Genomic DNA, 11,946 nt, shown 5'->3' on the forward strand with positions numbered 1-11,946 from the left:
AGTCGAGGTCGACCATGTTGCCGGCCTCTTTCGCGGCGGTGGTGCCCGTGTTCATCGCCACACCGACATCGGCCTGCGCGAGGGCGGGGGCGTCGTTGGTGCCGTCGCCGGTCATCGCGACCAGCTTTCCGCCCTCCTGCTCGGCCTTTATCAGCTGCATCTTCCTGTCCGGGGTCGCCTCCGCCAGGTAGTCGTCCACGCCCGCCTCCTGGGCGATCGCGGCAGCGGTCAGCGGGTTGTCACCGGTGATCATCACGGTGCGGATACCGATGGCGCGCAACTCGGCGAACCGCTCGGCGATGCCCTGCTTGACCACGTCCTTGAGTTCGATCACGCCGAGCACCTCGGGGCCGTCGGCGACCACCAGGGGGGTGGCGCCGGCCTTGGCGACCCGCTCGACGATGGAGTCCAGCTCCGGCGGCAGGGTTCCGCCCTGCTCGCCGACCCAGCGCTTGACAGCGTCCGCGGCACCCTTACGGATGCGCCGCTCGGCGATGTCCAGGCCGGACATCCGGGTGGTCGCGGTGAACGGGACGAACGTGTGGGACGGGCCCAGGTCACGCTCGCGCAGGCCGCAGCGTTCCTTCGCGAGGACGACGATGGATCGTCCTTCCGGGGTCTCGTCGGCCAGCGACGCCAGTTGCGCCGCCTCGGCCAGGTCGGCCTCGTTGTGATCGCCGACGGGGTGGAACGCGGATGCCATCCGGTTGCCGAGGGTGATGGTGCCGGTCTTGTCCAGCAGCAGCGTCTGTACGTCGCCGGCGGCCTCGACGGCGCGGCCGCTCATCGCGAGCACGTTGCGCTGGACCAGCCGGTCCATGCCGGCGATACCGATCGCGGACAGCAGCGCACCGATCGTGGTCGGGATCAGGCAGACCAGCAGCGCGATGAGGATGACCACCGACACCTCGGCGCCGAAGAAGCCGGCCATCGGCTGCAGCGTGACCACGACCGGGATGAAGATGATCGTGAGTGCGGCGAGCAGGATCGCCAGCGCGATCTCGTTCGGGGTCTTCTGCCGCTTGGCCCCTTCGACCAGGCGGATCATCCGGTCCAGGAACGTCTGCCCCGGCTCGGCGGTGATACGCACGACGATCCGGTCCGAGAGCACTCGCGTTCCACCGGTGACCGCGGAGCGGTCGCCACCGGACTCGCGGATCGTCGGGGCGGACTCGCCGGTGATCGCCGACTCGTCGACCGACGCAGCGCCCTCGGTGATCTCGCCGTCGGAGGGGATGACGTCCCCGGCCTCGCACACCACGACATCGCCCGTACTCAGGTCCCCGGCCGCGACGCGCTCCTCGGTGCCGTCGGCCGCCAGCCGGCGCGCGTCGGTCTCGGTGCGGGTGCGGCGCAGGGTGTCGGCCTGCGCCTTGCCGCGGCCCTCGGCCATCGCCTCGGCGAAGTTGGCGAACAGCACCGTCAGCGCCAGCCATACCGTCACCAGCCAGGTGAACACGCTGGGGTGGGCGATCGACTCGATCAGGGTGACCACGGTGCCGATCAGCACCACGAACATGACCGGGTTCTTGATCTGCACGCGTGGGTCGAGCTTGCGGACCGAGTCCACCGCGGCCTGCCGCAGGATCTGTCGGTCGAACAGACTGCGCCGGTTCACCACACCGCGCGGCCCGTCGGGCACACCTGGCCCCGCGGCCGACTTGTCAAGGACATCAACGTCCTGCATCACAGCATTCCTTTCCACACGCGCAATGACCGCGGTGACAGGGGGTTTACGCATTCAGCACGCACCGGATTCGCTCGCATCAGAAGAATCCGTGGCTCACCTGCTCGACCAGCGGCCCGAGAGCCAGAGCCGGGAGGAAGGTCAGCGCGCCCACGATGAGGACCACACCGGTGAGCAGGCCCACGAACATCGGCCTGTCGGTGCGGAAGGTCCCGAGCCCCGCGGCCACGGGCTTCTTCGCGGCCAGACTGCCGGCCAGCGCCAGCACCGGGATGATCATGCCGAACCTACCCAGCAGCAGCCCGATGGTGCCGGTGATGTTGTAGAAGGGGGTGTTCGCGCTGAGTCCGCCGAACCCGGAACCGTTGTTGTTGGTCTGCGACGTGTAGGCGTAGAGGATCTCGGAGAACCCGTGCGGCCCGGCATTGAGCGGCCCGGCCCGTCCGACGCCTATGGCGGCCGCGATCGCGGTCAGCACCAGCACCGTGATCGGCATGACCAGCACACCGAGGGCCGCGAGTTTCACTTCCTTGCCCTGGATCTTCTTGCCCAGGTACTCCGGTGTCCGCCCGACCATCAGGCCGCCGATGAACACCGTGATCACCGCGAACAGCAGAATGCCGTACAGGCCGGTCCCGACACCGCCGGGGCTGACCTCGCCGAGCATCATGCCGGTCAGCATCGCGAACCCGCCGATCGGCGTGTACGAGTCCGCCGCCGAGTCCACCGATCCCGTCGAGGTCTGCGTCGAGGTCACGTTGTAGAGCGACGAGGACAGCACCCCGAACCGGGTCTCCTTGCCCTCCATGTTTCCGATGCCGGCGTCGCTGAGACCGGCAGCGGCCATCGCCGGGCTGCCCTGGTGCTCGGCCACCGCGGCCATCGTCAGCCAGCCGGCGAACAGCACCGTCATAACGGCGAGGATCGCCAGGCCCTGGCGGGTGCTGAACACCATCTTGCCGAACACGTAGGTGAACGCGACCGGGATGCACAGGATCAGCAGAATGGACAGCAGGTTCGTCAGACCGGTCGGATTCTCCAGTGGGTTGGCACCGTTGGCGTTGAAGAAGCCGCCGCCGTTCGTGCCGAGCTGCTTGATGACCTCCTGCGAGGCCATCGGGCCGCGGCCCAGCACCTGGCTGACACCGTTCAGCTCGTTGTGCACCGGCGCCACGCCCGCCAGCGTCTCCACTGCGCCCTGCCCGATGAACACGATCGCCGCCACGAACGCGATCGGCAGCAGCACGTAGATCGTGCCGCGGACGAGGTCGACCCAGAAGTTGCCGATCGTCGGCGACCCCTTACGGGCGAAACCGCGCACCAGCGCGATCGCCACCGCCATACCAACCGCGCCGGACAGGAAGTTCTGTACCGCCAGCGAGCCCATCTGCGACAGATAGGACATGGTCGTCTCACCCGAGTACGACTGCCAGTTCGTGTTGGTCACGAACGACACCGATGTGTTCCACGCCGTGTCCGCCCGCACCGCACCGAAGTGCTGCGGGTTGAACGGGAGAGACCCCTGAAGCCGGAAGATGCCGTAGGTGACCAGCAGCGCCACGGCGCTGAAGCCGACCACCGACGCGGCATAGCGCTGCCACGTCTGCTCCGACTCCGGTGACACCCGCAGCGCACGGTAGATCGGCCGCTCCAGCCACGTCATCCAGCGCGAGCGGCCCTCGTACACCGCGACCATGTACGAGCCCAGGAACCGCCAACACAGCCCCAGGACAACGACCATCACGACAATGGTCCATGCGAACGCCATCAGAATCGCTCCGCCTTGAACAGCGCCACGCCCAAATAGACGAACATGACGAACGACAAAACCAACAGCAGGACGTCAGTCACGCTCACACTCGCTCCAAGGACCAGATCAGGCCGAGCATTGCGGCCAGGAAACCGACGATTCCGATCACAACCCAGATATCTGCCACGGATGCAGCGTGGCTCCGCCCTCGGTAGCCGCGCGGTGAAAGCACCGGCCCGGCAGGTGGAAAAAGAGTGAACGGGCTGAAGGGGCTGCCGGAGGCGGTCGGGGTGGCGTGGCCTCGACAGTGCGGCCGCACAGGTGGTTGTGACGCCGTGGGACCCAGCGGCTCCCCGCCACGGTCCGGGCCGCGGCGATGGCGCAGTGTGGGATGAGGCGCACCGTGCCTGCGGCGGACGACGCCCGTGGCAACGCACCGTGGAGGAGGACCATGGCCGCTCAGATCCCGAAAGCCGGTCGCCCGCGCAGCGAACCGGCGCGGCGCGCCGTCCTGAGCGCGTGCGGCGAACTTCTGCAGCAGGGGGGCCTGCGCGCGGCGACGACCGACCGGATCGCCGCCCGAAGCGGCGTGAGCAAGGCGACGATCTACAAGTGGTGGCCGAACAAGTACGCGGTCGCCCTTGAGGCCTTCCTGTCGCAGATGGATGCCGAGTCACCGGACCCGGACACCGGCTCGGCGGCCGAGGACTTCCGGCTCACGGTGCGCGGCATGATGCGGTTCTACGCGAGCCCGATCGGGCGGATCTTCGCGCAACTGCTGGCGGAGTCGCAGAATGGCCCCAAGGTGGCCTCGGAGCTGGCCCGGCAGCTCGTCACCTCTCGGCGGGGCCTGGTGCGGGCGATTTGGGATCGCGGCGTCCAGCGGGGCGAACTGCGCGCCGATGTCGACCCGGATGTCGCTCTCGACCTCTTCTTCGGTCCGTTGGTGTACCGGCTGATGGCCGGGCACGCGCCATTGGACGAGAAGGCGGCGGACGAAGTGGTCCGTGTGGCGCTCTGCGGTCTGGCCCGGTGACCCGTACAAACCGGTGTAAAAGTCAGATCAGCCACCCTAACGGGAATTCCACCCATCCCTCAGCCGTTGAAACCCGTGGAAAACGAAACGTTCAGTTTCACCACAAGGAAGGTGCGCACCACCACCACGAAAGGAGATCGACGTCATGGCCCTGGCGGTCTACGAGGTCGACGTTCCCACGACGAACGGCAACGGACGCCGCGGAGTACACATCTTCACCGGTCAGGCCGACAGCCCAGCGAGCGCTCTGCGCCACGCGCAAGAGGTCCATGCCGCCGCGGTCGCCGCACAGCGGTCCGGACTCGAAGTCCCCCGCATGCAGCCGGACGGCTGGGGGGCTCGCGGCACACGGCCCGGCTGGGAGCCCGACTGGTCTGCCGCGACCGCCGGCCGCTGGAGCGTCCCGCAGAGCTTTGTGCGCGTCTGCGACGTGGAAGCGTGACTCCGCACGCGAGGCGGCCGTCCGTCCTGCGCCGGCCTCGCTCCCCGCGCATGCACCTGCCTTGTCCACCCGGTGCATGCGCCCCAGGACGTGCGCCTTCCCGCTGCCGGGAGGCAGGGCACCCGGTGACACACCAGCCGGTGCGCGGCCGATTCGAGGCCACGGCCCGGCCGTCGTGGGCGGACAGGTGCCGGGAACCGTAGTCGACACCGGAGCCGCTGCCCGCCTCAAAGGGCGAGCGGGATGGCGGCGGCGACGCCGCCGACCCCCAGGGCGAAGGCGGCTGCGGCCCAGCCACCCGCGCCCCACCGGAAGAACCGGTCGAGGGCCAGTCGGCCGGGACCGGTGGCGGCGATCGCGAGGGCGACAACGGCGATGCCGACGTTGTACTCGACCCCGCCGTCCCTGTCCCACAGACCATGTGCAGCGGTGACGGACACCATGGCGTTGATCATCACGCCGATGAGGGCCGCGGCCGCGAGCGGGGTGAACAGTCCCGAAGCAAGCCCGAGGCCGCCGAGGAACTCGGAGAGTCCGGCTATCGCGGCGTAGAGCTCTCCCGGGTGGTAGCCGAGGGCCGCGAATCCCTTGCCGGTACCCGTCAGGCCCCGACCACCGAAGAGACCGAAGAGCTTCTGGGCACCGTGTCCGGCCATCAGCAGGCCGAAGGTGAGCCGGATGAGCAGGAGGCCCCAGTCGCCGGCGAATGCCCATGGCCCAGCGGTGTACCGCGCTGCCCGTTCCGTCGGAGCCGACAGCCGGTCCGAGCTCTGCTTCCCCATCTGAATGCCCCGCTCGGGACGACGCGGAGACGGGTGCTGACCCCCTGCCTGAAAAGGCACCGAACGACCGGTCGGCGGTGAGCGCCTGCATGTCATGACGGAACGCGGACCGCCCCCGTCCAGCTTTCCTCAAGAGGAGCGATCTTGCACGTCGGCGCCCCTCGACCTCGGGATGTCATCAACGCGGCCGGCTTCGAAGCTGCGGGTTTCTCCGATTCTGGGCGGAGCAGAGCCCGACTGGGGTCAACTCGCCGACGGCTGCTCGAACGCGGCAATCAGGCGGCCCAGATCCTGACGCCGGGAGGCGGCCGGCCACACGGCCCACGTCCGACGGACGATGGGATGCCCGACCAGCGGTGACCACGCCACATTGTCGTGCAGCAGCTGCGGCCAGTCCGGCGGAGCCAGCGCAAAGGCCCGTCCCGCGCTGACGGCCGCCAGTTTCACTTCCGCGATCAGCCGTTGTCCTGCCGGCGCCTGCGCTCCCAGGTCCACCCCGTGGCTGCGCAGGATCGCGGTCAACTCGTCGTACCAGGCAGGACTGTCCGCACGGGGAAAGGACAGCCACTCGAGACCGGCCAACGCATCGAGCGGGATTCCTTCCGGTCCGGACAGCTCGGCCGCCTGCGGCGCGGACAGCAGCACGCCGAGCTCTTCCCTGTTGACCAGCATCGCGTCGAACTTCTGCCCGATCGGACGCTCACGTAGCAATCCCACATCGAGCTCGCCGGCGTGCAGTGCGGACAGCTGCTCGGTCGTGGAGAGATGCCGGGCCTGCACCCGGGTGTCCGGAAAGGCCTCGGCCAGCTCCGCGAGGGCAGGATTCAGCAGGCGCGAAGGAAACTCCAGCGGAATGCCGATCCGCAGCACCCCGCCGCCTCCGCCCGTGAACCGGGCCATCCTCCGCAGCGCCTGATCATGCCGGGCGAGGACCGCACGAGCCTCAGCAAGCAGGGCCGCGCCCGCGTCGGTGGCCCGCACACCGGTGCTGCTGCGCACCAGCAGCTTCACCCGCAACTGCCGCTCCAGACCACTGACCGTCTGGGACAGCGCCGGCTGGCTGACGTGCAACCGCCGAGCCGCGGCCGAGAAGCCACCCTCCTCGACCACCGCCACAAAGGCATGCAACTCCCGCAACTCCATGCACCCATCGCCTCACGGCAGCGGTCACTCGAGCCATCAGGCCAGAAGCTTCCCTTATATCCCTTATCGGGATAATGAATGGTCTTATGGCCATGAATTCACAGATCGTCGAGGTTATACCCGGCACCAGAGGGGGTAATCGGGTGCCCTGCAGTGGTCGCCTGCGGTCCATCGACGTCGGCGGGTACGCCGGGCGGGGCAGTTCGCCTGTCGGGTGCGCCCACAAAGGAGCAGCGGGTGCGCCCACAAAGGAGCAGGATGCAGCGCTGGCCGCCGTTGGCTACGAACGGGCCGCCCACCGCATGGCGGGGGTACTGGTGGGTTGCCCTGTGGTCCGTTCCGATCGTGGCCGTCCCTGTGGCCGACTGGTTCCTCCCGCCTGACATCCATCTCGCCTACCTGCTCGTGGTCCCGCTCGCGCTCTCCACCGCGTTCGCCGACACACGCCGCACGGCCGTTCTTGCCGCACTCGCTGTCGCGGCCCTCATCGCCGCGGGAGCCGAGCGACATGCGCTGACCACCGAGAACGTGCTCGTCCAGTTGCTGTCCTTGGTGCTGTTCTCGCTGTTGCTCCTGCTCGTCACCAGGTTGCGAGAGCAGCAGCAGCGCCAGCTGGCCGGGGTACGCCGGGTGTCGGAGGCCACACAGGCCGTTCTGATGCGCCCGCTGCCGCGGCGCGCAGGTCCGGTGTCCCTGGCGTCCGCGTATGTGGCCGCGGAGGCCGAGGCGCGTATCGGGGGCGACCTCTACGCACTGGTCCGCACCGCCGGGGCCACCAGGTTGATCATCGGGGACGCACGCGGCAAGGGACTCGACGCCATCGGCGACATCCAGGCCGTGCTCGGAGCGTTCCGCTTCGGCGCGAACCAGTACTCCACGCTGTCCGACCTGGCCACTGCCCTGGACCACAGTGTTCGATGGGACCTGGCGCAGACGCCCGGCTCGGACGTGGCCGAATGGCCCGGTGAGCGCTTCGTGACGGCGGCCGTCCTCGAGATTCCCGACTGTGCGCCCCATGCCCGGCTGATCAGTTTCGGCCATGTACCTCCGCTCCTGCTGCACAACGGCACGGTCAAGCCCATCGAGGTCCGTGACCCCGCTCCCCCTCTGGGGCTCGGAGCCCTGGCCGAGTCCTCCCACACCCCCATGACCTTCCGGTTCACCCAGGGCGACCGGCTGCTCCTGTACACCGACGGGGTCAGCGAGACCCGGGACGGACAGGGCGCCTTCTACCCTCTGGAGGAGCGACTCGCCGCATGGGCCCATCACCGACCCGATACCTTCGTGCGGACGATCCGCGATGACCTTCAGGAGTTTTCGGGCGGGTGTCACGCGGACGACATGGCCCTCATCGTGCTGGAGCGGGAGGAGTCACCCGTGCGGCCCCACATCCATCCGAACCCGCGGCACCTGTGACGCCCCGCAGGGCGCCTCGGGCTGGGCGTCGGCATCTGTCGGCGTGGGCCGTGAGGTCGCAATCTCCTGAGAATCTGCTCGGCACGGGAAGGAGGCCCCGGCCCCTCGGGCAGGGGTTGGATCAGTCCTGGTCGCGCTGGTAGGCGGCGAGCAGGAAGAGCCAGATCTCGCTGACGGCCGGGAAACACGCCACCGCGTGCCGCAGCCGCTTGAGCGGGACTTCGCTGGCGACCGCGACGGTCGCAGAGTGCAGCAGCTCGCTCACCCCCGGACCGACGAACGTCACCCCGAGCAGGATCTCCCGGTCGACATCGACCACCATGCGGGCACGACCCCGGTAGCCGCCGGCGTAGAGTTTTGCGCCCTGGGCTGCATTGAAGTCGAGGTCCACGGTCTTGATGCGGTGGCCGGCGCCGACCGCCTGCTCCGCGGTCAGACCCACCGCGGCGGCCTCCGGGTCGGTTAAGAACACCTGGGGAACGGCATGCTGGTCGGCCGTGGTCGCGTGGTCGCCCCAGGGTGCGTCGTCCACCGCGAGGCCGCCTGCCCGGGCGGCGATCACGTCACCCGCGATCCCGGCCTAATACTTGCCCTGGTGAGTGAGCAGGGCACGATGATTGACGTCCCCCAGCGCATACAGCCACTGCCCCTCCACCCCGCGGACCAGGCACGTCGTGTCCACATCCAGCCAGGCGCCCGGGGTCAGACCCACCGTCTCAAGGCCGATGTCGTCGGTCGCCGGGGTACGCCCGGTGGCGAACATGACCTCGTCCGCCTCCAGTTCACTGCCGTCGTCCAGGGTGAGGCTGACCGGCCCGCTGCGGTCCGGGCGGCGCAGCGCGGTCACCTGTACCCCGGTCCGCACGTCCGCACCGGACTCGGTCAGACCGCGCTCCAGCAGCTACCCCGCGAAGGATTCCATCCGCGGCAGCAGACGGCGGCGGGCGAGCAGGGTGACCTGCGAGCCCAGCCCCTGCCACAAGGTCGCCCAGGGATGCCCGAACGGGGCTCAGAGGGGCGCGAGGTCATGCCCTCGGTGGAGCACCGCTCGCACAAGGAACTGAACAACCGAGCGGAGAACAGTCATCAGCCGACGAGGCAGCGTGAACCTGCGATGAAGGGCTTCCGTAGTACCGGTGGGGCGCAGCGGTTCCTGTCTGCGTTCAGCGGCATCCCGCCCCACTTCCGGACCCGCCGCCACCTGATGAGCGCCCCCGACCACCGAGCCGAGATGACCCTCCGCTTCGCCATCAGGGACCAGACCACCGGCGCCACCGGCCAGCCCACCACGGCCTGAACACAGGCCCGGACCGCGGGCCACCATGCCCCGACGAGCCGTCAGACACGCGCACACCCAACAACGTGACAGCGCCAGATCCCAAGCTCACCGCCGACCTGACCCGCTCGCTCCGGGCGTGCTGGGCGGGGGTGAGGAAGTGGGGGCGGCTGTGCCCCGCCGTCGTCCTGGGTGTCACGGCGCAGCTTCCACGTACGCGGCTGGAATCCCTCGCACGGGGTGACCTCGGCCATCTCCAGCCAGATTGGCGGGGCCTTGGTGACCTCGATCTCGATCGGCTCGTGGCCGGTATTACTGAGGATTTCGTCTGTCCGTGATGATTGTGTGCGCAGCGTGCATCAACTGGACCTGCACCGCCTCGGGATTGTCCAGGTCACCCCCGGTCATCGCCCCGTCTCGCAGAAGGACCAGAGCCGCGGTGGTGTGCTCGCTGTCCCGGCAGCCGGCAGCGGTCACCAGGTTCTTGACTGTCTGCCTGAACCAGGAACGGTGGGTGCGGACCGCGAGCCGCACCGGATGGTCCGGGTCGGAGTATTCAGCTGCGGCATTGATGAATGGGCAGCCACGGAAGCCGGGGCGGCAGATCTCTTCCCCGAAGCCCGCCATCAGCATCAGGAGAAGTTCTTCCGGGTCGGTGCTCGCCCGGAAGGCCTGCGTCGCCGCTGCCCGGATCTGCTGATCACGCTGCTCGATATAGGCCAGCACGAGGTCTTCCTTGCTGGGGAAGTGCCTGTAGAACGTGACCCGGGTGACCCCGGCCTCAGCGATGATGCGGTCAACACCGACATGGCGGATGCCGTCGGCATAGAAAATGCGCGATGCCGTGTCCAGGAGCCGAGCCCGGGCCGCAGATGTTCTCGAGGAGGTCACGCTCACATCATACTGGACAGACCGTTCTACTCGGAGGCCGGTCGATCCTGGTGGCCATCCCGCACTCCGCGCATCTGCTAGGGCAGGCCGAAGCGAGGGTCGGCCGGATGGGGCCCATGTTGACCACGCCCGAGTCAGGCGTTACTGTCCGAGTGCTAGACGAAACGTTCTATCTACTTCTCGTCGATCGGACACGATGGGTGACGAGGGGCATCGTGAACAGGGAGATGCAATGGCCAGCTCGATAGACGCAGGAAGCCTGGCGCCGGACTTCGTCCTGCCCGGAGGAGTCCTGCGTGACGGCGAGTTCACCCGGGGTACCTACACCTACAGCGCCGCCCGCGAGCACCCCGTGGTCCTTGCCTTTTATCCGCAGGACAACTCGGGTGTCTGCACCAAGCAGATGTGCTCGTACTCCAGCGGACTGGAGCAGTTCACCGATCTCGGGGCCGAAGTGTGGGCCATCAGTCCGCAGGACGTCGACAGCCACGAGGAGTTCGCTCGCAAGAACAACCTGCACATGCCGCTGCTCAGCGATCCGGAGCGGTCCGTGGCCAAGCTCTTCGGCGTTGCGGCCCCCGGTATCGGTGTCAGGCGCTCCGTGTTCCTGGTCGCCCCCGGCGGGCGGATTGCGTGGAAGCACGTGGCCCTTGTCGGGCTGACCTGGCAGCCGGTGGAGAAGCTGACAGCTGAACTCGCACGCCTCTAATGGGGACCATCGGGCCGTGAGCGACTACGGTCCGTAGCCGCCAGCAGGTGAGCACTCAGAGCCTCGGAACGGTCTGCCTCCCCACGACTTGCGGCAGTTCCTGCCGCAACGACAGCCATGTCCATCTGTCCGGACACGGCTGAAACCTCTGCCTCGAAAGGGCTCTTTTCTCATGCATCGTCATTCGCGTATCCGGCGTATCCGCATCCCTCTCACCCTCATGGGCACGGCAACGGTCGCCGCCTCTCTTTTTGCCACGTCGATCGGTCCGGCGAACGCCGCAAAGACCACTTCGTCTTCGTCGCAGGACCGCAGGCCGACCGTCGTACTCGTCCACGGCGCGTTCGCCGACTCCTCCAGCTGGAACGGCGTCATCAAGAGACTGAAGGAGGACGGCTACCCAGTGGTGGCCGCGGCCAACCCGTTGCGCAGCGTGAGTAGCGACGCCGCCTCCGTCAAGGCCGTGCTGGCCAGCATCGACGGGCCGGTTGTTCTTGTCGGGCACTCCTACGGCGGAGCGGTGATCAGCAACGCTGCCACCCGCTCCGACAAGGTCAAGGCACTGGTGTACGCCGACGCCTTCCTCCCCGACAAGGCCGAGAGCGCCAATGAGCTGGCGAGCAAGTTCCCGGGCAGCGTCCTTGGAGAACCCGGGGTTCTGCGTCCCGTCCCGTTCACCAACCCCGACGGCTCCAAGGACGTCGACCTCTCCATCGACCAGTCCAAGTTCCACCAGGCGTTCGGTGCGGATGTCCCCGCGAAAACCGCTGACCTGATGGCGGTCACCCAGCGTCCCGGGACCGGCACTGCCCTG

Annotated in this window: 11 protein-coding genes and 2 pseudogenes; 6 read left to right on the forward strand and 7 right to left on the reverse strand. The window is 68.2% G+C overall.

From position 1 onward, the window contains the following. The 3 genes from kdpB to VXC91_RS37220 all read right to left on the reverse strand — a co-directional run. Positions 1 to 1,687 (reverse strand): potassium-transporting ATPase subunit KdpB (gene kdpB / locus VXC91_RS37210; protein WP_329511775.1); only part of this gene is annotated, 1,687 nt, incomplete at its 3' end. Between the two features lie 79 nt (positions 1,688 to 1,766). Continuing rightward, on the reverse strand, positions 1,767 to 3,455 hold the full coding sequence (kdpA, locus tag VXC91_RS37215; protein WP_329511776.1) for a potassium-transporting ATPase subunit KdpA: 1,689 nt from the start codon (positions 3,453 to 3,455) through the stop codon (positions 1,767 to 1,769). After that, entirely contained in the window at positions 3,455 to 3,544 is a 90-nt protein-coding gene (locus tag VXC91_RS37220; protein ID WP_329511777.1) for a potassium-transporting ATPase subunit F, read from the reverse strand. Before VXC91_RS37220 ends, kdpA begins: the two co-directional genes overlap by 1 nt. A 344-nt stretch (positions 3,545 to 3,888) precedes the next feature. Here VXC91_RS37220 and VXC91_RS37225 point away from each other — a divergent pair, with 344 nt between their 5' ends. Both VXC91_RS37225 and VXC91_RS37230 read left to right on the forward strand, forming a co-directional pair. Then, on the forward strand, positions 3,889 to 4,473 hold the full coding sequence (locus VXC91_RS37225) for a TetR/AcrR family transcriptional regulator (protein WP_329511778.1): 585 nt from the start codon (positions 3,889 to 3,891) through the stop codon (positions 4,471 to 4,473). 145 nt (positions 4,474 to 4,618) lie between these two features. Then, positions 4,619 to 4,915 (forward strand): hypothetical protein, encoded by a 297-nt coding sequence (locus VXC91_RS37230; protein WP_329511779.1) that lies wholly within the window; start codon positions 4,619 to 4,621, stop codon positions 4,913 to 4,915. A gap of 227 nt (positions 4,916 to 5,142) precedes the next feature. Here VXC91_RS37230 and VXC91_RS37235 read toward each other — a convergent pair whose 3' ends face one another. Together VXC91_RS37235 and VXC91_RS37240 are read right to left on the reverse strand one after the other, a co-directional pair. Then, positions 5,143 to 5,697 carry a DoxX family protein gene (locus VXC91_RS37235; protein WP_329511780.1) on the reverse strand — a complete coding sequence of 185 codons (555 nt, stop codon included), beginning with the start codon at positions 5,695 to 5,697 and terminating at the stop codon, positions 5,143 to 5,145. Positions 5,698 to 5,940: 243 nt separating this feature from the next. After that, entirely contained in the window at positions 5,941 to 6,840 is a 900-nt protein-coding gene (locus VXC91_RS37240; protein WP_329511781.1) for a LysR family transcriptional regulator, read from the reverse strand. Between the two features lie 258 nt (positions 6,841 to 7,098). Between VXC91_RS37240 and VXC91_RS37245 the strand changes: the two genes are divergently transcribed. Continuing rightward, the gene (locus tag VXC91_RS37245; protein ID WP_329511782.1) at positions 7,099 to 8,256 is read left to right on the forward strand and encodes a PP2C family protein-serine/threonine phosphatase; all 1,158 of its coding nucleotides are present in this window, start codon (positions 7,099 to 7,101) and stop codon (positions 8,254 to 8,256) included. A 121-nt stretch (positions 8,257 to 8,377) separates the two neighbouring features. Here VXC91_RS37245 and VXC91_RS37250 read toward each other — a convergent pair. Next, positions 8,378 to 9,256: pseudogene (locus tag VXC91_RS37250) on the reverse strand (FAD-dependent oxidoreductase); the annotation flags it as partial. Positions 9,257 to 9,292: 36 nt separating this feature from the next. Here VXC91_RS37250 and VXC91_RS37255 point away from each other — a divergent pair. Then, positions 9,293 to 9,553, forward strand: a pseudogene (locus tag VXC91_RS37255) (DDE-type integrase/transposase/recombinase); the annotation flags it as partial. A 291-nt stretch (positions 9,554 to 9,844) separates the two neighbouring features. Here VXC91_RS37255 and VXC91_RS37260 read toward each other — a convergent pair. Continuing rightward, positions 9,845 to 10,423 (reverse strand): TetR/AcrR family transcriptional regulator, encoded by a 579-nt coding sequence (locus VXC91_RS37260; protein ID WP_329511783.1) that lies wholly within the window; start codon positions 10,421 to 10,423, stop codon positions 9,845 to 9,847. Positions 10,424 to 10,655: 232 nt separating this feature from the next. On the opposite strand from VXC91_RS37260, the gene VXC91_RS37265 reads away from it, so the two are divergent. Both VXC91_RS37265 and VXC91_RS37270 read left to right on the forward strand, forming a co-directional pair. After that, positions 10,656 to 11,132, forward strand: a complete 477-nt coding sequence (locus VXC91_RS37265; RefSeq protein ID WP_329511784.1) for a peroxiredoxin — start codon at positions 10,656 to 10,658, stop codon at positions 11,130 to 11,132. Between the two features lie 172 nt (positions 11,133 to 11,304). Beyond that, positions 11,305 to 11,946: alpha/beta fold hydrolase (locus VXC91_RS37270; protein ID WP_329511785.1), on the forward strand; the 642-nt coding region annotated here is incomplete at its 3' end.

Source organism: Streptomyces chiangmaiensis (assembly GCF_036281785.1).
Taxonomy (GTDB): Bacteria; Actinomycetota; Actinomycetes; order Streptomycetales; family Streptomycetaceae; genus Streptomyces; species Streptomyces chiangmaiensis.